This is a genomic window from Alcanivorax limicola, assembly GCF_019931215.1.
GTDB lineage: Bacteria > Pseudomonadota > Gammaproteobacteria > Pseudomonadales > Alcanivoracaceae > Isoalcanivorax > Isoalcanivorax limicola.
On the sequence record NZ_JAIOUB010000006.1, the window covers coordinates 1 to 20,087 of the forward strand.

At 62.6% G+C, this 20,087-nt stretch carries 15 protein-coding genes and 4 tRNA genes; 18 read left to right on the forward strand and 1 reads right to left on the reverse strand.

From position 1 onward, the window contains the following. Positions 1 to 922: 922 nt before the first annotated feature. The 9 genes from atzF to urtE all read left to right on the forward strand — a co-directional run bounded on the left by atzF (position 923) and on the right by urtE (position 14,071). Positions 923 to 2,752: an allophanate hydrolase gene (gene atzF / locus K8B33_RS15830; protein WP_223428306.1), complete on the forward strand. Its 1,830-nt coding sequence runs from the start codon at positions 923 to 925 to the stop codon at positions 2,750 to 2,752. 5 nt (positions 2,753 to 2,757) lie between these two features. Next, positions 2,758 to 6,393: an urea carboxylase gene (uca, locus tag K8B33_RS15835; protein WP_223428307.1), complete on the forward strand. Its 3,636-nt coding sequence runs from the start codon at positions 2,758 to 2,760 to the stop codon at positions 6,391 to 6,393. Continuing rightward, positions 6,390 to 7,118, forward strand: a complete 729-nt coding sequence (locus K8B33_RS15840; RefSeq protein ID WP_223428310.1) for a GntR family transcriptional regulator — start codon at positions 6,390 to 6,392, stop codon at positions 7,116 to 7,118. Before uca ends, K8B33_RS15840 begins: the two co-directional genes overlap by 4 nt. 64 nt (positions 7,119 to 7,182) lie before the next feature. After that, positions 7,183 to 8,247, forward strand: a complete 1,065-nt coding sequence (locus tag K8B33_RS15845; protein ID WP_223428312.1) for a porin family protein — start codon at positions 7,183 to 7,185, stop codon at positions 8,245 to 8,247. A 40-nt stretch (positions 8,248 to 8,287) separates the two neighbouring features. Continuing rightward, the gene (urtA, locus tag K8B33_RS15850; RefSeq protein ID WP_223428314.1) at positions 8,288 to 9,577 is read left to right on the forward strand and encodes an urea ABC transporter substrate-binding protein; all 1,290 of its coding nucleotides are present in this window, start codon (positions 8,288 to 8,290) and stop codon (positions 9,575 to 9,577) included. Positions 9,578 to 9,718: 141 nt separating this feature from the next. After that, on the forward strand, positions 9,719 to 11,383 hold the full coding sequence (urtB, locus tag K8B33_RS15855; RefSeq protein ID WP_223428332.1) for an urea ABC transporter permease subunit UrtB: 1,665 nt from the start codon (positions 9,719 to 9,721) through the stop codon (positions 11,381 to 11,383). After that, positions 11,383 to 12,486: an urea ABC transporter permease subunit UrtC gene (gene urtC / locus K8B33_RS15860; RefSeq protein ID WP_223428316.1), complete on the forward strand. Its 1,104-nt coding sequence runs from the start codon at positions 11,383 to 11,385 to the stop codon at positions 12,484 to 12,486. The genes urtB and urtC overlap by 1 nt, the downstream gene beginning before the upstream one ends. Beyond that, positions 12,483 to 13,322: an urea ABC transporter ATP-binding protein UrtD gene (gene urtD, locus K8B33_RS15865; protein WP_223428318.1), complete on the forward strand. Its 840-nt coding sequence runs from the start codon at positions 12,483 to 12,485 to the stop codon at positions 13,320 to 13,322. The genes urtC and urtD overlap by 4 nt, the downstream gene beginning before the upstream one ends. Positions 13,323 to 13,375: 53 nt before the next feature. Next, positions 13,376 to 14,071, forward strand: a complete 696-nt coding sequence (urtE, locus tag K8B33_RS15870; protein ID WP_223428335.1) for an urea ABC transporter ATP-binding subunit UrtE — start codon at positions 13,376 to 13,378, stop codon at positions 14,069 to 14,071. A 105-nt stretch (positions 14,072 to 14,176) separates the two neighbouring features. On the opposite strand, the gene K8B33_RS15875 is transcribed toward urtE, so the two are convergent. Further along, positions 14,177 to 14,584 (reverse strand): hypothetical protein, encoded by a 408-nt coding sequence (locus K8B33_RS15875; RefSeq protein ID WP_223428320.1) that lies wholly within the window; start codon positions 14,582 to 14,584, stop codon positions 14,177 to 14,179. A gap of 231 nt (positions 14,585 to 14,815) precedes the next feature. Here K8B33_RS15875 and K8B33_RS15880 point away from each other — a divergent pair, with 231 nt between their 5' ends. From K8B33_RS15880 to K8B33_RS15920, 9 genes are all read left to right on the forward strand, one after another. Continuing rightward, entirely contained in the window at positions 14,816 to 16,504 is a 1,689-nt protein-coding gene (locus K8B33_RS15880; RefSeq protein WP_223428322.1) for an AMP-binding protein, read from the forward strand. Further along, the gene (gene birA / locus K8B33_RS15885) at positions 16,501 to 17,493 is read left to right on the forward strand and encodes a bifunctional biotin--[acetyl-CoA-carboxylase] ligase/biotin operon repressor BirA (protein WP_223428325.1); all 993 of its coding nucleotides are present in this window, start codon (positions 16,501 to 16,503) and stop codon (positions 17,491 to 17,493) included. Before K8B33_RS15880 ends, birA begins: the two co-directional genes overlap by 4 nt. Then, positions 17,490 to 18,245 (forward strand): type III pantothenate kinase, encoded by a 756-nt coding sequence (locus K8B33_RS15890; RefSeq protein WP_223428327.1) that lies wholly within the window; start codon positions 17,490 to 17,492, stop codon positions 18,243 to 18,245. The genes birA and K8B33_RS15890 overlap by 4 nt, the downstream gene beginning before the upstream one ends. Positions 18,246 to 18,432: 187 nt before the next feature. Continuing rightward, positions 18,433 to 19,131, forward strand: a complete 699-nt coding sequence (locus K8B33_RS15895) for an SPOR domain-containing protein (protein ID WP_223428330.1) — start codon at positions 18,433 to 18,435, stop codon at positions 19,129 to 19,131. A gap of 61 nt (positions 19,132 to 19,192) precedes the next feature. Then, a tRNA-Thr gene (locus tag K8B33_RS15900) sits at positions 19,193 to 19,268 on the forward strand. A gap of 123 nt (positions 19,269 to 19,391) precedes the next feature. After that, positions 19,392 to 19,475, forward strand: a tRNA-Tyr gene (locus K8B33_RS15905). 104 nt (positions 19,476 to 19,579) lie between these two features. Beyond that, positions 19,580 to 19,653 (forward strand) — tRNA-Gly (locus K8B33_RS15910). Between the two features lie 71 nt (positions 19,654 to 19,724). Continuing rightward, positions 19,725 to 19,800, forward strand: a tRNA-Thr gene (locus K8B33_RS15915). Between the two features lie 162 nt (positions 19,801 to 19,962). Next, positions 19,963 to 20,087: GTP-binding protein (locus tag K8B33_RS15920; RefSeq protein WP_317846241.1), on the forward strand; the 125-nt coding region annotated here is incomplete at its 3' end.

The following is a 20,087-nucleotide window of genomic DNA, read 5'->3' on the forward strand; positions in this document are numbered from 1 at the left end:
GTGAGAGTAGGTCATCGTCAGGCTCCTAAATATAAAAGACCCCCGCCGCTCCGCGTCGGGGGTTTTTTATATTTAGGAGCGAAGTCCTCCTCCCACTACCTCGCAGCGCAACGCGCTGCCATGTGACCGCCGATGCACCGCAGGTGCCAGGCGGGGGCGCCACCGGCGTCGCGCAGCGATCGCGAGCATGCTCGCGACCCAAGTAGGTCTGCCCAACCCCCAGCGCACCACCGCACCGCCCGACAACCACCGTCCCACTCCGTAGGTCCGGCCCCCGGGCACAGCCCGGCGGCGCTCCGCCACACTCGCCGCAGTGCGGCGAAACCCGTGTGGCTACGCCCCCATGTGAGGGCGGTCATAGCAACCTCTGTGCGATCTCCTCCCACTACCTCGCAGCGCAACGCGCTGCCATGTGACACCGGCTATCGCCGGTGGACGCCGCAGGCGCCCCGAAGGGGTCAACGCACCGCGTTGATCAAGTAGGTCGACCATCTCCCAGCTTACTACCGCAACCGCCCAAGTACTCCGGACCACATCCCGCCACACTCGCCGCGGTGCGGCGAAACCCGTGTGGCTACGCCCCCATGTGAGACGCTCGCCTTACTGCCACAACCGCCCAGGTATTCCCTTAACTACCGCATCGCCAACCACTACATCGCAGTGCTACCCTCCGCCATACGATACCCCGAACCCCCACCCGCCGAGTGCTACCCGCTGGTGCAAAAACCTTGGTGCGCCCGCACCATGATGATGCGCAACATATCAATGAAACGACGCTACACAAATCCCCTGAATTGCCCTTCCCGAAAATTATCCGATAAGAATCAGTGCCTTAATATCTACTGTCACGAGTAATTCACACCCTGGCACACCCCTTGCTTTTCAAGAACACAAACTTGTGTACAAGAAGGTGCTCAAAAGCATGTACGGGTGGATGATCAACGATTGGCTGGCCGCATACCGGGACGGACCCGCCACACCGCAGGTGCTGGTGGGAGAGCTGGTCGAGCAGTTGCGGCGGGGGGATCCGGCAATCTGGATAGCGGTCGCCAACGACAGCCAGCTGGCGCGCCAACTGGCGCAGCTTGCCGAACGCCTGGTGGCGGCGGGGGGCGCACAGGAGGCGTTGCCGCTTTACGGTGTTCCCTTCGCCATCAAGGACAACATTGATGTGGCCGGTTGGCAGACCACCGCCGCCTGCCCGGGGTTTGCGCGCGAGGCCGAGCAGACGGCTGCGGGCGTACAACGGCTGATGGAGGCCGGCGCCATTCTGGTGGGCAAGACCAACCTGGATCAGTTTGCCACTGGCCTGGTGGGAACGCGCTCGCCATACGGTGCCGTGCGCAATCCCTTCCATCCCGAGTTCATTTCAGGCGGCTCCAGCTCCGGTTCGGCGGTGGCGGTGGCGCTGGGGCAGGTGCCGTTCGCGCTGGGCACGGACACGGCGGGTTCTGGTCGCGTGCCCGCCGGCTTCAATAATCTGGTCGGTTTGAAGCCGACGCGTGGTGCCGCCAGTGTGCGCGGTGTGGTGCCGGCCTGCCGCTCCCTGGATTGCCTGTCGGTGTTCGCCCTGGATGTGGGCGATGCCGAGACGGTGGCCGGGCAACTCTATGGTTTTGATCCCGAGGACGAGTATGCGCGCCCCTGGCCGGATACTGCGCCGCGTGCGTTTGGCGCGGCGTTGCGTCTGGGCGTGCCGCAGTCGCCGGCATGGTTTGGTGATACAGAAGCCGCCGCCTGCTTCGAACAGGCCTGCGATGGGTGGCGTGCACTGGGCGCGACGCTGGTGCCGCTGGATTTCTCGGCGTTTCATGACGCAGCGGCGCTGCTCTACCACGGCCCCTGGCTGGCCGAACGCCATGTCGCGGTCGGTGATCTGGTGGCCGAGGGCGGGCTGGAGGGTGTTGATCCCATTGTCGCCAGCATTATCGCCTCGGGCGGTCAGTCGTCAGCCACGGATTATTTTCGCGCCGAATATGCACTGGCAGGGCTCAAGCGCAAAGCCGATGCGCTGATGGCGCAGGTGGATGCCTTGCTGGTGCCGACGACGCCCAGCCATTACCGGCTGCGGGACATCGAGGCTGAGCCGGTCGAGCTGAATACCCGCCTGGGCACCTACACCAACTTCGTCAACCTGTTGGATATGGCCGCGCTGGCCTTGCCGGGTGCCATCCGCCATAGCGGCCTGCCCACCGGCATTACCTTGATCGCCCCGGCCTGGTCGGATGCGGCGCTGCTTGAGCTGGGGCGTCGCTGGCAAACCGCACAACCCTGGCCGCGCGGCGCCACCGGGCAGGCGCTGCCGCCCCTGGTGTCCTCTGTTCCCGTCACGGTGCCGCAGGGGTGCGTGCGCCTGGCGGTGGTCGGCGCCCATCTCTCCGGCATGCCGCTCAACGGCCAACTGATTGAGCGCGGCGCCGCGTTCGTCGAGCGCACGACCACCGCACCGGAATACCGCTTCTATGCCCTGGCGGGCACGGTGCCGCCGAAGCCGGGGCTGCTTCGTGATGCGGAGGGTGCCGCGATCGAGGTGGAGCTGTGGGATGTGCCGGTGGGCGCGTTCGGCTCCTTTGTCGCCCTGATCCCGGCGCCGCTGGGCATCGGCACGCTGCGGCTGGCCGACGGGCGCGAAGTAAAAGGATTCATCTGCGAGGGCTGGGCGCGGGACGACGCCCTGGACATCACCTCATTCGGAGGCTGGCGCCGCTACATGGCGAGCGTCGCCAGCGCCACCGGACAGACAGCGGAGTAAGCAGCATGTTCAGCAAAGTATTGATCGCGAACCGGGGTGAGATTGCTGTACGCAGTATGCGTACCCTGCGCCGGTTGGGTATCGCCAGTGTGGCGGTGTATTCCGAGGCAGACCGCAACGCCATGCATGTGGAGCAGGCGGATGAAGCGGTGCACATCGGCAATGCGCCCGCTGCCGAAAGCTATCTGTGCGGGGATCGTATTATTCAGGCAGCGCGGGATACCGGCGCTCAGGCCATCATTCCCGGCTACGGTTTCCTGTCCGAAAATGCCGGTTTCGCTGAAGCCTGTGCGGAAGCGGGGCTGGTCTTTCTCGGGCCAACGCCCACGCAAATGCGCCAGTTCGGGCTCAAGCATGAAGCGCGCGCCCTGGCCGAGGCGGCCGGTGTGCCGCTGGCGCCGGGTACCGGGCTGCTGCGCGATCTGGAGGAAGCGCTGGCTGCCGCCGGGCAGATCGGTTACCCGGTGATGCTCAAGAGTACCGCCGGTGGTGGCGGTATCGGCCTGTCCCGGTGTGACGACGACGCGGCGCTACGGGATGCCTTCGAATCCGTGCAGCGCATGGGGCAGAACTTTTTCAGCGACGGCGGTGTGTTTCTGGAGCGCTTTGTGGATCGCGCCCGGCATATCGAAGTGCAGATATTTGGCGACGGCGAGGGCCGGGTGCTGGCCCTGGGCGAACGGGACTGCTCCATCCAGCGCCGTAACCAGAAAGTGATTGAGGAAACCCCCGCGCCCGGGCTGCCCGCCGCCACGCGAGAAAAACTGATGGCGGCTGCTGTGCGCCTCGGTGAGTCGGTGAACTACCTGTCTGCGGGCACCGTGGAATTTATCTACGACGCGGGCCGCGATGAATTCTATTTTCTGGAGGTCAATACACGCCTTCAGGTTGAGCATGGCATCACCGAGACCGTCACCGGCATTGATCTGGTGGAATGGATGCTCTGCGTCGGCGCGGGCGAGCTGCCCGCGCTGGACACGGTAACGGTAGCGCCACAGGGCGCCGCCATCGAAGTGCGACTGTACGCGGAAGATCCGGTGCGGCAGTTTCAGCCGTCCCCGGGTGTGCTGACCGAGGTCGTGTTTCCGGACAATGTGCGCCTGGACGGTTGGGTCGCCACCGGTACGGAAGTGTCGCCCTACTATGACCCGATGATCGCCAAGCTGATTGTGCGGGGTGATAACCGTGAGGCCGCGATTGCCGCACTGCGCGCTGCGCTGGACGCGACCCGTTTGTGCGGCATCACCACCAATCTGGATTATCTGCGCGCCATCAGCGCCAGTGATGCGTTCATTGAGGGTGTGTTTTCCACCCGCTATCTCGACAGCTTTGTGTATGCGCCGCAGGCGCTGGAAGTCGTGGCGCCAGGCACCTATACCACGGTGCAGGATTATCCGGGGCGCACCGGCTACTGGCATATCGGCGTGCCGCCCTCCGGGCCGATGGATGATTACGCCTTTCGGTTGGCCAACCGTATCGTCGGCAATGATGAGAGCGCCGCCGGGCTGGAAAGCACCTTGATAGGGCCGACCTTGCGCTGCCACAGCGATACGGTGATTGCGCTGACAGGCGCGCCCACGGACGCCACCCTGGATGACGCACCCGTACCCTTCTGGACGCCGGTGACGGTACGCGCCGGGCAGGTACTCCGCATGGGCCGGGCCAGCGCCGGGTGCCGCACCTATCTGGCCGTGCGCAACGGTATTGATGTGCCGGATTATCTGGGCAGCAAGGCCACCTTCGCGCTGGGTCAGTTCGGTGGTCACGGCGGTCGGCCGCTGCGTGGGGGCGATCTGCTGGACATTTGCGCGCCGAGCCGCCCGGGCTGCCCGACGCCAGCACCGGTTGCGGCACCCGAGCCGGCAGGCCAGGCGCTGGTACCCGTTTACGGCGACACCTGGGATATCGCGGTGCTGTATGGCCCGCATGGCGCACCGGATTTTTTCCAGCCGGAATCCATCGAGACGTTTCTCGCGTCCGAATGGACGGTGCACTACAACTCGAACCGGCTCGGCATTCGCCTGAGCGGCCCCAAGCCCACCTGGACGCGCAGTGACGGCGGCGAAGCCGGGCTGCATCCGTCGAACATTCACGATTGTGAATACGCCATCGGCAGCATCAACTTTACCGGCGACATGCCGGTGATCCTGACACGCGACGGCCCCAGCCTCGGCGGCTTTGTTTGCCCGGTCACGATCTGCAAAGCGGAACTGTGGAAAGTCGGCCAGGTGAAGCCCGGCGATCGCATTCGTTTCCGGCGCATCGACTTTGATGAAGCGCGGGCGCTGGAGCTGGCCCAGGATGCCGCGATCGCGGCCTTGCAAGAAACAGCAGCGACCGTGGCGCCTGGCCTGGCCATGGTGCCCGCAGATACCGTCTCGGAAACCGTGCTGGCAGAGCTGCCCGCGCAGCCGGGTCGCCCTGTGGTGGCCTACCGCCAGGCCGGAGACCGCTACATCCTCATTGAATATGGCCCCAACGTGCTCGACCTGACGCTGCGCTTTCGCGTGCACGCGTTGATGCAGGCGCTTGAGGCGCAGCCGATCAAGGGCGTGCTGGAGCTGTCGCCGGGCGTGCGCTCCTTGCAGGTCAATTACGACAGCCGCGTGATCAGCCAGCGGGATCTGATGACCGCATTGCTGGCTATCGAACATGAACTGCCGCCGGTCGGTGACATGAAGGTGCGCACTCGAGTGATTCGGCTGCCGTTGGCGTTCGAGGATTCTGCCACGCTGGATGCGGTCGCCCGTTACCGCCAGTCGGTGCGCGACACGGCGCCGTGGTTGCCCAGCAACGCCGAGTTTATTCGTCGCATCAACGGCCTCGACAGTATCGAGCAGGTGCGCGACATCATCCATCAGGCCAGCTATATGGTGCTGGGCCTGGGCGATGTCTACCTGGGCGCGCCCTGCGCCGTGCCGGTGGACCCACGCCATCGTCTGCTGACCTCGAAATACAATCCGGCCCGCACCTACACCGCCGAAGGCACCGTCGGCATCGGCGGCGTATACATGTGCATTTACGGCATGGATTCCCCAGGCGGTTACCAGCTGGTGGGCCGCACGCTGCCAATCTGGAACAAGTTTCTCAAGAACAGCACCTTCGCCGATGACAAGCCCTGGCTACTGCGCTTTTTCGATCAGGTGCGCTTCTACCCGGTGACGGAAGAAGAGCTCACCGCACAACGGGAGGCTTTCCGCGAAGGGCGTCTGACGCTGGATATTCACGAAGAAGATTTCGATCTTGGCGAGCATCACCGCTTCCTCGACAGCATCGCACCGGAACTGGCCGCGTTTCAGGCTCGCCAGAAACAGGCCTTCGATGCGGAGGTGGCGCTGTGGCAGGAAGAGGAAGCGCTGGACGCTATGCATCGCGACCAGGATGCACGTCAGGTCGATATCGATACGCCTGTGGGGGGCGAGCTGGTGTCCGCGGACATCAGCGGCAACATCTGGAAGTTGATGGTGGAAACCGGCAAACCGGTGAAAGCGGGTGATCCGCTGCTGATCATCGAAGCCATGAAAATGGAGTTTGCCGTTCATGCGCCGGCGGATGGCGTGGTGCACGCGGTGCATTGCGCGGAAGGGCGCGTTATCCAGGCGGGCGATCCGCTGGTGGTCATCATGGAGCAGGCATCATGATCGAATTGTCGCGTACCGACTCGGGCAATGCATCACGCAGCGCCACCCGCGCCGCCAATCTGGCGGAGCGCATCTACGGCCAGCTGAAGCGGGACATCTTTGATTTCCGGCTGTTGCCCGGCGACCGCTTTACCGAAACGGAAGTGGCCGAGCGCATGGGCGTCAGCCGCACCCCGGTGCGCGAGGCGCTGTTCCGCTTGCAGCGGGAAAGCTATGTCGAGGTGCTGTACCGCAATGGCTGGCGCGTTCGCCCCTTCAATTTCGAATACTTCGAAGATCTGTACGACGTGCGCACCATTCTGGAGTGCGCGGCGGTGCGGCGGCTGTGCGATCGCGAAACGATGCCGCAGCAACTCGAGGATCTGAAGCGTATCTGGCTGGTGCCGGAAAGCGCGCGCCTGGAAGACATGAACACGCTCTCGGCCCTGGACGAGCGCTTCCATGAAATGCTGGTGGAGGCGGCGGGCAACAGTGAGATGGCGCTGATCCACCACGATATCACCGAGAAGATCCGCATTATCCGGCGGCTGGATTTCACCAAGCCGCCGCGGGTGGATGCCACCTATGTGGAACACGGCATGGTGCTCAAGGCGATTCTCGAACGCCGCCCCGAGCCTGCCCAGATGATGCTCAAGGCACATATCGAAGAAAGTCGCCGTGAGGTTCGAAAGATCACATTGCACATGCTGCACAGCGCCCGGCAGGACGCGCAGGGCAGGGAATAACAACAGTGTTCAGGACCAGGGAAAACACGACAGTCCATCCAACCACGGAATCGGGGGTTCAACCATGAAAACGTCTTACTCTGCATCACGTCAGACCTGTCGCTCCCTGCGGCGGGGGCTGGCTTCGGCACTGGCACTGGCGGTGGGCAGCTACGGCACCGCCCACGCGCTGGAACTGCCGGGCGTCACGGTCGGCGCGGGCATGCGTACCAGCTTTGTCAGCGAGGAATCGGCAGCGCCGGACGGTGGCTCATCCAATGACTTCAGCCTCGACAGCATCCGGCTGTATGTGAATGGCCAGGTCAACGAGAACATCGGTTTCACGTTCAATACCGAGTACTACACCGACGTCAATGATGAAGAAACCCTCAGCGTGCTCGATGCCATTGCACGGTTTGAGTATTCCGATGTGTTCAATATCTGGGCGGGGCGCTTCTTGCCGCCGAGTGATCGCTCGAATCTGAGTGGTCCTTACTATCTCACCACCTGGAATTTCCCGCCGGTGCAGGCCTACCCCGCCATCTTTGCCGGACGTGATGATGGCGTGGCGTACTGGGGCCAGGTGGGAGGCGGTCAGTTCAAATGGCAGCTGGGCGTGTTCGAGGGCCCGGCCACCCCGGGGGATGACCTGTTGTACGCGGCGCGCCTGACCGCGAACTTCTGGGACCCGGAACCGGGTTACTACAACAGCAGCACCTATTACGGCGACAAGGACATTCTGGCAGTCGGTCTGGTGGCGCAGAGCCAGGACGGCGAGAACAGCTACAGCGTGGATGTGCTGATGGAAAAAAACCTGGGTGACGCCGGCACGGTGACCCTGGAAGGCGCCTATTACGACTACGACATTCTGGGCGGCCTGGATGCGCTCGGCGCTGAACCCAGCAACGGCTATTTTCTGCTGGCGGGTTACCTGTTCCCGCAGGAAGTCGGCATCGGCCGCATCCAGCCTGTAGTGCGCTACAGCTACGGCGAAATTGATAACGGCGCCGACGGCAAGGTTACCGATTACAACATCAACTACATCATCAGCGGCCATGGCGCGCGCATCAGCCTCGCCTACCAGGACAAGAAAGACACGCTGTTTGGTGACGACAACGTCTTTGTGCTCGGCCTGCAATTGCAGATGTAACCCGCGCGCGCAGACAAACCGGAATTCAAGGAGTCAGACAATGAAAACGAGATCATTACTGAGCAAGATCGCTGGGGTTTGCATGGCTGCCAGCGCCGCCCTGGGCATGACCGCCGCCCAGGCCGACACCATCAAGGTGGGGGTGCTGCACTCACTCTCCGGCACCATGGCCATCAGTGAAACGACACTCAAGGACACCATCCTGATGCTGATCGAAGAGCAGAACCGCAAGGGCGGCCTGCTTGGCAAGCAGCTGGAAGCGGTGGTGGTGGACCCGGCCTCCAACTGGCCGCTGTTTGCCGAGCGTTCCCGCGAGCTGCTGCAACGTCACAATGTGGACGTGGTCTTCGGTTGCTGGACCTCGGTATCGCGCAAGGCCGTGTTGCCGGTGTTCGAAGAGCTGAACGGATTGCTGTTCTACCCGGTGCAGTACGAAGGCGAGGAGTCCTCCCGCAACGTGATCTATACCGGCGCGGCGCCGAACCAGCAGGCGATTCCGGCGGTGGATTACCTGATGAACGACATGGGGATCGAGCGCTGGGTGCTGGCGGGGACCGACTATGTCTACCCGCGTACCACCAACCGCATCCTGGAAGCCTATCTGAAGAGCAAGGGCGTCAAGGACGAAGACATCATGATCAATTACACGCCGTTCGGCCATTCCGACTGGCAGAGCATTGTGTCTGACATCAAACGCTTCGGCTCGGCGGGCAAGCCTACTGCGGTGGTGTCCACCATCAACGGTGATGCCAACGTACCCTTCTACAACGAGCTGTCCAACCAGCAGGTGTCTGCCGAGGACATTCCCGTCGTGGCCTTCTCGGTGGGTGAAGAAGAGTTGTCCGGGATCGACGCCCGCAATCTGGTCGGCCACCTGTCCGCCTGGAACTACTTCATGAGCATCGAGAGTGACCAGAACGCCGAGTTCATCAAGAACTGGCATGCGTTTATCGGCGACACCAATCGTGTCACCAATGACCCGATGGAGGCGCATTACATCGGCTTCAATCTGTGGGCCCAGGCGGTGGAAAAAGCCGGCACGACGGATGTCGACAAGGTGCGCAGCGCGCTCTACGGCCTGGAAGTGCCGAACCTGACGGGCGGCACTGCCACGCTGTTGCCGAACCACCACATCACCAAGCCGGTGTTTATCGGCGAGATCCGTGCCGATGGCCAGTACGACGTGGTCTGGCAAACCGACGGTGAAGTACCGGGTGATGCCTGGTCCAGCTACCTGCCGGGCAGCAAGGATATCAAGGCGGACTGGGTCGAGCTCGAGTGCGGCAACTACAACACCAAAACCAAAAAGTGCGCAGGTCAGAACTATTAATACCTGAACAGTTGAAGCCAGACCTGCCGGGCGGGCAGCCGTCCGCCCGGCGTTTCGCAGCAGTACAGGAGTAGCCGGGTGAACAGCATCGTGGCAAGGCTGCCGCAGACAGGCAGCATCATCGCATTACTCTGTTATCTGATGTGGCCCATGTCGGTGCACGCAGAGAGTGGGGCGCACGCGGATAATGGTGGCGTGGCCGAATCATTCGCCCAGGAAGAACGGGTTCAGGAAGCGAACCATGACGATTTTCCCGCCTTGCTGGCGGAGCTTGCCACGGCAAGCTTTCCACGCAAGGTGGCGCTGGTGAACGAGCTGCAGCTACGCGGCTGGCCGGGCGTGCGCGATGCGCTGGCGGGTCTGCTGGAAGGCGATCTGTATTATCAGCAGGATGACGCCGATACGGTGCGTGTCTATGTGGTGAGCGCTCAGGGCGACGCAGTGACCCTGTTCGATCCGGTCACACAGCAGATCCTGGAGCGGGACGCTATGACAGGGCTGCGACGCATTACCACCAACAATCCGCTGCGCCGCAACCTGCGGGGTGCCGTGGCGCGCTTTGATCTGCAGGATGCATCACCGGCGGTACGCCGGGATGCGGTGGCTGAACTGCGACGGGGGCTGGATGACGCCACCATCGCATTGCTGCGCGCACAGCAGGCCCATGAAACCCATCGTGGTGTGGCGCGCGATATCGATGTCGCGCTGGCCTTGCATGATCTGGAAGACGCTGACGTCGCAGTGCGACTGGCGGCATTGGAGGTGCTCAGCGGCGAGCTGGGCAATGATGTCTATAACCGCGTCCAGCGATTGCTGGCGACGGACGCCAGCGGCGAGCCGCTGGAACCCGATGCCGCCGTGCGGCAGATGGCCGGGCGGGCCATTGAACGCATCGAGCAGCGGCGCAGTTTTTTCGGTTTTCTGGAAACGCTTTTCTTCGGCCTGAGCTTTGGCTCCGTGCTGGTGCTGGCGGCTATCGGGCTGGCCATCACCTTCGGTGTCATGGGCGTGATTAACATGGCCCACGGCGAGCTGATCATGATCGGCGCTTACACTTCCTATGTCGTGCAGCTGCTGATGCCGAATCAGATCGGTGTCGCGATACTGGTGGCGGTGCCGGCGGCCTTCATGGTGTCCGGTCTGGTGGGGGTGCTGATCGAGCGCGGCGTCGTCCGGTTCCTGTATGGTCGCCCGCTGGAAACGCTGCTGGCCACCTTCGGTATCAGCCTGATCCTGCAACAACTGGTGCGCACGATTTTCTCGCCCCTCAATCGTCAGGTGCAGACCCCGGACTGGATGAGTGGCCTGCTGCGCTTCAATGATGTCTTCGCGATCACCTATAACCGGCTGTATGTCCTGATCTTCATGTTTATCGTGTTTGCCCTGTTATGGCTGGTGATGCACCGCACCTCCCTGGGACTGAAGGTGCGTGCGGTATCGCAGAATCGTGCCATGGCCCGGGCCATGGGCGTGCGCTCTGATCGCATTGATGCCCTGACCTTCGGGCTCGGTTCCGGCATCGCCGGGGTGGCGGGGGTGGCCCTGAGTCTGCTGACCAATGTCGGCCCCAATATGGGCCAGGCCTACATCATCGATTCCTTCATGGTGGTGGTGTTCGGCGGCGTGGGAAATCTCTGGGGCACGCTGATCGGTGGCCTGAGCCTGGGGCTGGGCACCAAGCTGGTGGAGCCGCATGTCGGCGCGGTGATGGCCAAGATACTGATGCTGGTGTTCATCATTCTGTTTATTCAGAAACGTAAACAGGGGCTCTTTCCGCAGAAAGGCCGTTCGGCGGAGGGGCACTGATGAGTGATCGCAGTGTATTGTCCCGTTTGATGCAGCACGATCTCGGCAGCCGCATCTTCCTTGGCCTGCTGTTGCTGGTGGGCGCCGGTATGCCCCTGGCGCACCTGCTGTTGCCGGAATCGTCTTTCCTGCACCCCTCCACCTATACGCTGGGGCTGGTAGGCAAATACATGACCTATGCCTTGCTGGCGATCTCGATTGATCTGATCTGGGGTTACTGCGGCATTCTCAGCCTGGGCCACACCGCGTTCTTTGCGCTGGGTGGTTACGCCATGGGTATGTATTTGATGCGCCAGATCGGCACCCGTGGCGTCTATGGCGATCCGGTGCTGCCGGATTTCATGGTGTTCCTGAGCTGGGACAGCTTGCCCTGGTACTGGCTGGGCATGGACATGTTCTGGTTTGCCATGTTGATGGTGCTGCTGATCCCCGGCCTGCTGGCGCTGGTATTCGGGTGGCTGGCCTTCCGCTCCCGCGTTGCCGGGGTCTACTTCTCGATCATCACCCAGGCACTGACCTTTGCGCTGATGCTGGCCTTTTTTCGCAACGAAATGGGCTTTGGTGGCAACAACGGGCTGACCGATTTCAAGGACATTCTGGGGTATGACCTGCAGGCCACCAGTACCCGCATCGGTTTGTTCGTTGTCACCGCCGTGGCGTTGGGGCTGGGGTATATCGCCTGCCACTGGATTGTCCGTTCACGCTTCGGGCGCGTCATCACGGCGATCCGTGACGGCGAAGGCCGCGCCCGTTTCATGGGCTACCGCGTGGAGCATTACAAGCTCTGGCTGTTTGTGTTTTCCGGCATGCTGGCGGGCGTGGCGGGTGCCCTCTATGTGCCCCAGGTGGGCATCATCAATCCCGGCGAGTTCGCCCCGCTTAACGCCATTGAAGCCGTGGTCTGGGTCGCCGTCGGCGGTCGCGGCACCTTGTATGGCGCCGTGATGGGGGCGGTGCTGGTCAACTATATGAAGACCTACTTCACCGTCGCCTGGCCGGAAGCCTGGCTGTATGCCCTCGGCACCTTGTTTGTGGTGGTGACGCTGTTCCTGCCGCGCGGCGTGGTCGGGTTGCTGGAAAGTCTGAGGAGGCGAGAACGATGAAATTGCCGAAGTTTATCGAAGACTTTGCTGATCGCAGCCAGGTGTTCGACATCGTTAATCCGGCGGTGCGTTCGCCAAAGCTGGATGTCAGCCACGGTACGATTCTGTACCTGGAAGACATCACGGTCAGTTTTGACGGCTTTCGCGCTCTCAACGAGCTGACTCTCTATGTCGAGCCGGGCGAGCTGCGTTGCATCATCGGCGCCAATGGCGCCGGCAAAACCACCATGATGGATGTGATTACCGGCAAGACACGGCCGGACAGCGGCACGGCGTTTTTTGGTCAGAGCATCGACCTGTTGCGCCTGAGCGAACCGGCCATCGCCCAGGCGGGCATTGGCCGCAAGTTCCAGAAGCCCACTGTATTCCCGGAGCACACTGTGTTCGAGAATCTGGAGCTGGCCATGGCCGGTGATCGCCGAGCCTGGCACATGCTGTTCGCGCGCCTGACCTCAGAGCAGTGTGACCGCATTGACGAAACGCTGGCCCTGATCGGTCTGACCGCGCAACGGCAGGCCCGCGCGGGCAGCCTGTCCCATGGCCAGAAGCAATGGCTGGAGATCGGCATGCTACTGATGCAGCGCCCGGCGTTACTGCTGGTGGATGAACCCGTGGCGGGCATGACGCCGCAGGAAACCGAACGCACTGCCGAACTGCTGGTGTCGCTGGCAGGCAAGCACACCGTCGTGGTGGTGGAGCACGACATGGATTTCGTCCGTTCCATTGCTCGCACCGTCACGGTGCTGCACGAAGGCAGCGTGCTGGCGGAAGGCAACATGGCTGACGTGCAGGCTGACCCGCGGGTTGTCGAAGTCTATCTGGGGGAGCCGGCATGAGTGGTGAGGGCGTGGAGAGAGAAGGTGTAACGAGTGCAGAGCGCGCCGCGCCGCTGCTGAGCGTGGAGGGCGTGAACCAGCTCTATGGCGGCAGCCACACCCTCTGGGATGTGGCCATGACGGTACCGCAAGGCGGCTGCACCTGCCTGATGGGCCGCAATGGCATGGGCAAGACCACCTTGCTGAAATGCATTATGGGGCTGCTGCCGATAGCGTCCGGCACGATGCGGTATGCGGGTCAGGACCTGGCGCCGCTGCGGGCGGAAGCTCGGGCCGCCCTGAAAATCGGTTACGTACCTCAGGGGCGGGAAATCTTTCCGCAACTGACCGTGGAGGAGAACCTGCGCCTGGCGGTCTATGCGCGCCCGGACAAGTCGTTCGCGATTCTGGATCAGATCCACACGCTGTTCCCGGTGCTGAAATCGATGGCCCGCCGCCGGGGCGGTGATCTGTCCGGCGGCCAGCAGCAACAACTGGCCATCGGCCGGGCGCTGGTCATCGAGCCGGAGTTGCTGATCCTGGATGAGCCCACGGAGGGCATCCAGCCGAATATCGTTCAGGAAATCGGGGACATCATCCTGCGACTCAATCGGGAGCAGGGGCTGACGGTGCTATTGGTAGAACAGAAGTTGCCCTTTGCCCGCCGCGTGGCCACCGATTTCCGCATTATCGACAAGGGGCGTCTGGTGGCCGACGGCCCCATGGCCTCTCTGGATGACGGTTTGATACGCCGCCATCTTACAGTTTAGCGGTCTGGTCCACCGCAACCTGTCGGCTGGCAGCCGGCGTACTCCGAATGCGCCCCCGGGCTTGCCCGTGGGGCGTTTTTTTTGGGGTTCCTTTGTGGCGTTTCTTCAGCGCGCACGCCGGCGGTATATCAGCCACATGATGAGCGCTGCACCGATGCCCCAGGCGCCGTTGACGATCAGGCCGCCGACCACCGTCTGTGCGGAGACCGGCAGCGACTTCAGGGGGAATACGATCAGCATGGCTATCGCCGTCGGCGCAATGGCGCCGAACGCCAGGGCACGCAGCCAGTAGCGGGCGCCACGGCATGTGCGGATCACAGCCCACAAGGGGAGCCCCCAGAGGCCGCCCCAGAACGCCAGTGACACCACCTGCGGTACGCCCAGCGGCGGCATCGGCGTCATGTTGAACGGCGGCGCGGGAAATGCCCCCAGGGTATAGAAGGCACCGATCACCGCTTGATGGAACAGCAAGGTGGCGAGAAAACCTGCGACAAACGCTTTGATCCAGAGCATGGAGGCCTCCCGGGGCCCGTGGCTGGGCCGTGCCGGATCATTATGGCGCGTCGGGTGTGACGGTGCACCCCGGATGGCAGCCTCAGTTTTTGCTCACCTCGCCAGTCTAAAATGGTATCGTTACGGGCTATGTGTCGGAGGACCGTATGTGGTGCCCATGCACCCGGGGTGTGCCGATGCCTTGTTATGCGCTGAATCAATAACATCAGAGAATAAAACGGGAGACGCAGCATGAATGCTACAGCCAACACTGATCTCAAGTCGCCGCTGGAGGCCCTGCAAGAGCGGGTAAGCCAGCAGAAAGATACGGTCGCCATGGTGCAACCGCTGGGCGGCGGTACGCTGCGCGAATACACCTGGAAAGAACTGGATGACGAAGCCCGCCGCATGGCGAGCTACCTGAAGGGCCTGAACCTGCCCGCGGGTTCCAATATTGCCCTGATGTCCAAGAACTGCGCCGAGTGGATGCTGGCCGACTGGGCGATCTGGATGGCGGGCCATGTCAGTGTGCCGTTGTACCCGACTCTGACCGCCGAAAGCGTCCGCCAGATCCTGGAGCACAGCGAGTCAAAGCTGCTGTTTGTCGGCAAGCTGGATGTCTGGGACGAGGCCAAAGCTGGCGTGCCTGCGGATATGCCGAAGCTGTCTTTCTCGCTGTCGCCTGACGATGCCCGCAAAGAATTCCCGTGCTGGCCCGATATTATCCGTGATCAGCAGCCGCTGGCAGACGTGGCCAGGCCGCGTGGTCAGGATCTGGCGACCATTATCTATACCTCGGGTACCACCGGCGTGCCAAAGGGCGTCATGCACAGCTTTGGCAATCTGGCGCTGATGGGCAACAAGATGCCGGACGTCTACGAGCTGTCCTCCAGTGATCGCATGATCTCCTATCTGCCGTTGTCCCATGTGGCCGAGCGCGCGGCGGTAGAACTGTCGCTGCTGTATGTCGGGATGCGGGTTTTCTTTGCCGAGTCCCTGGAGACCTTTGCCGACGACATCAAGCGTGCAGAGCCGACACTGTTCTTCGCCGTGCCGCGCATCTGGACCAAGTTCTATCAGAAGGCGAGCGACGCGGTGCCGCCGGAGAAGCTCAACAAGCTGCTCAAGATCCCGCTGTTGAACAGGGTGATCAAGAAGAAGGTGCTCAGCGCCATGGGCCTGCAGCATTGCCGTATCGCGCTGTCCGGTGCCTCGGCGCTGTCCAAGGAAGTGATCGTCTGGTTCAAGAAGCTCGGGCTGGAAATCCTGGAAGTGTATGGCATGACCGAGAACATGGCCTGGTCCCATACCACGCGCCAGGGCGATCAGAAGATCGGCTGGGTGGGTACGCCCAACGACGGTGTGGAATGCCGCATCGGCGATAACGGCGAGATTCTGGTGCGCAGCCCGGCCAATATGCAGGGCTATTTCAAGTCACCGGAGAAGACCCGCGAGGACCTGACGGAAGATGGCTGGCTGCACACCGGTGATGTCGGTGAAATCGACGAAGCCGGGCGCCTGCGCATCACGGGCCGCGTGAAAGAGATCTTCAAGACCGAGAAAGGCAAGTATGTGGCGCCGGCGCCGATCGAAGGGCGCTTTGTGTCCCACCCCGGTATTGATCAGGCCTGTGTCATGGGTGTTGATATGCCGCAGCCTGTGATTCTGGTGTGTCTGTCGCCGGAAGAAGAGGAGCACCTCAGCAGCGACAAGGCGCGAGACGAGTATGTCGAGGGGCTGAAGGCACTGTTGCAGCGCGTGAATGGCGAGATCGATGCCCATGAGCGGCTGGATGCGCTGGTGGTGGTCTCTGAAGCCTGGGGCGTGGAAAACAACCTGCTGACACCGACGCTCAAACTCAAGCGCAATGAACTGGAAAAACTGTACCAGGACCGCCTTGCCGGCTGGGCGAAGCAGCGGGGCGTGGTCTGGGCGCGTTGATTTCTGCGGACGGGGCAGACAGCGCGCTGGTGCGCTGTCTCGCCGACGGCAGCTATCACTCCGGGGAAGCGCTCGGTGCACTGCTGGGCGTGTCGCGCGCTGCGGTGTGGAAGCGTTTGCAGAAGCTTGCGCCCTACGGGCTGGAAGTCGAGTCCGTGCGGGGCAAGGGTTACCGGTTGCCCGGTGGCCTGAGTCTGCTTGCCGAAACGTCCGTGCGCCAGGCCATGGCTGACGCAGGTGCCGACCCCGATGCGCTGGATCTGCGCATTCTGGATATCACCACATCGACCAATGCTGATGCGCTTGCGCTGGCCCGTGAGGGGTTGCGCAAGACCGTGGCGGTGCTGGCGGAGTACCAGAACGCGGGCCGCGGCCGGCGTGGCAGGCCCTGGCAATCCCCCTACGGACGCAATCTCTATCTGTCACTGGCGACCAGCTTCAGCGGCGGCGCGGCGGCGCTTGAAGGGCTCAGTCTCGCGGTGGGTGTGGCGGTGGCTGACGCCCTGAAAGCACTGGGGCTCGGTGACCGGGTGCAGCTCAAATGGCCGAACGACATCTGGGTCGCGGAGCGCAAGCTCGGCGGTATCCTGGTGGAGCTGGCCGGTGACATGGACGGCATCTGTGTGCCGGTGATCGGCATTGGCATCAACGGCATGTTGACGTCGACGGCGGCTGCGGCAATTGATCAGCCCTGGACCGATCTGACCCGTGAGTTGGGCCGGGCGCCTGACCGCAATCTGCTTGCCGGGCATGTGCTCAGTGCGTTGATGTCCGTGCTTGGCGAGTTCCGGCAGGCGGGCTTCGCGCCCCTGCGTGAGCGCTGGCAACGTTACGATTGTTGTGACGGGCGCGAGGTGCAGGTGTTGCTCGGCGAGCGGCGCATCATCGGCGTGGCCCGCGGGGTCAGCGAGCAGGGGGCATTGTTACTGGAAGTGGATGGCGTCATACAGCGCTTCCATGGCGGCGAGGTAAGTCTGAGGCTGGCATGAGATTGTTTCTGGATATTGGCAATACCGCCATGAAGTGGCGTGCCTGCGATGATGTGCAGGGCGTGCGCACGCAGGGCGGGCGGGCGCACCAGCGTGACTGGGCGCTGCTGGCCGAAGAGCTGGCGGCGGTCTGTTCGGCGCCGGTGACATCCTTGTGGGTGGCGTCTGTGGCCGGGCAGGAGGGCGATGCAGCGCTTGCCGTCGTGCTGGAGAAGGCATTGGGTTGTGCGCCGCGCTTCTATTATTCTCCGGCTCGGGATGCTGGCGTAACCAATGCCTACGCAGAGCCGGCGCGTCTGGGGGTGGATCGCTGGCTGGCGGTGGTGGAGACCTGGCACCGCCACGGTGCGTCGATCATTGTGGATTGCGGCAGTGCCCTGACCGTGGACGCCGTCAATGCCGACGGACAGCACCTGGGCGGGTATATCGTGCCGGGGCTGACCATGCTGAAGGGGAGCCTGAGCCGTGGCACGGCGCAGGTGCGTATTACTGACCAGGTTGAACACAGTCTGGCGCCGGGTTGCAGCACCAGTGCCGGTGTGGAAAACGGTGTGCTGCGGATGTCCGTGGCGTTCATCGCCGACACGGTAGTTGAACTGCGCAAGGCCCTTGATGATACTGACAGCGTCTATCTGACAGGCGGTGATGCCCGTGTGTTGCAGCCGTTTCTGCCGCCGCCGATGCGCTACGACCCGGATCTGGTGCTCGACGGGCTGGAGCGCGTGACCGGCACTGGCGGTGAAAACGCCTGAGGCGTCCGTTCTGTGACGTCCGGCTCAGGGCCGGCGAGTGTGAAGGGTTACAGTAGGGCGCCTCGGCGGGTGCTGCTGTCAGAGCGAGCCGGTGGCAAAAGCGGCATAAAAACAGCGGTGCAACACATAGCGGTGCAACAACGAGACAGAGCTGCAATCACTGCAGTTCGCGGGGATAGGGGCGTTCATGCGCTGGGTTTTCTATAGTCTTCTCATACTCAACATCGTATATCTGGGCTGGAACCTGCTAAGCCACGTGGCGCCGGTGTCTGTGCCGGTATCTGCGCCCGTGTCCGCCCCGCAAACATTGCAGTTGCTGGGTGAGGCCCGGCTGCCGGGGGCGTCTCGGGCCGATCAGGCTGGCGTCACGGAGCGCACAGGCGGCGCTGGGGCTGCGTCCACCGCAGGTGTGCGACTGTGCGAGGTGGTCGGCCCCTGGCCGGACCGGCAGCGAGCAGAGCAGGTGCGCAGTGAGCTGGGTGCGCTGGCTCGAACGGGGCGTATCCATGCGGTACCGGTGCGCCGGGATCGTCTGAGCTGGGTGTATCTGCCGGCCCAGCCGCGCCGGGAAGACGCGCTGGCGGCGCTGCGTGAGCTGCAGGCTCGCGGCGTCGACAGCTTTATCGTGTCGGAAGGTGAGGACGCCAATGCCGTGTCCCTGGGCTATTTCAGCAGTGAGGAATCCGCCCGGGGGCTGAAGGTCAAGATGCGCAATGCGGGGTATCCCGCTGAAGTGCGCGAGACCTGGCGCGAGGCCCTGGAATACTGGATTTATCTGGATGCCCAGCCCGATGAGGCGCTGGATCGTCTGATAGCCGCCGTTGGCGGCCTTCCCGAAGCGCTTGCCGAGCCCGGTAGTGGGGTCGATCGAGCGGCCTGCCGTTAAAAAGCTGCCTGATTCAATTGCTTGCCGGCCCCACATTCATTACAATGCGCGACCTTTGCAGGCTGGCGTAGCTCAGTTGGTAGAGCAGCTGATTTGTAATCAGCCGGTCGGGGGTTCGACTCCTCTCGCCAGCTCCATATACAGCAGCAGGGTGTCCGCAGGTTGGATGGCGCGCTGAGGATGGCAATCTGCCACCTCGAAAGTACCTGAAAACAAGTTGACAACCTGTTAATGCAAAATGAGAATGTAGGCCCTTTTTTGGAGGGGTTCCCGAGTGGCCAAAGGGATCAGACTGTAAATCTGACGCGCAAGCTTCGCTGGTTCGAATCCAGCCCCCTCCACCACATTGCAAGTAGTAAGGAAGTGACCGGTGCTCGGGCCGGGAGCTTCACAAGGTTTCAAGGCATAGCGCCAGGCAGCCGAACCAGGCCGCTGGAAGGCAAGGTTCGCGGGTATAGTTCAAAGGCAGAACCTCAGCCTTCCAAGCTGATGATGCGGGTTCGAGTCCCGCTACCCGCTCCATATTTGTATGGCTGCAGGAAGCCGCTGTGCCGACAGAGAGTTCATCGCCTGCGGGGTGATGTGAAGGTAATGCTCATATAGCTCAGTAGGTAGAGCACTTCCTTGGTAAGGAAGAGGTCACCGGTTCAAATCCGGTTATGAGCTCCAATTTCCGGATCCGGAGTGCGCTCCGGGTCTGGCTTCGCGTCATGCTGGTGGTGCTGAAGGCGGTCACGATGTCCGGGCGGGCGCGTGTCCTTTTTTGTGTTTCCCGGGCAATGCTTCGCTGTTCAGGCAGGAATGCACAACCGAGCTGAGAGGTAGAGAGTCGTGGCAAAGGCAAAGTTTGAACGTAATAAACCGCATCTTAACGTTGGCACCATTGGTCACGTTGACCATGGCAAGACGACCCTGACTGCAGCGCTGACAAAAGTATGTCACGAAGCATACGGCAC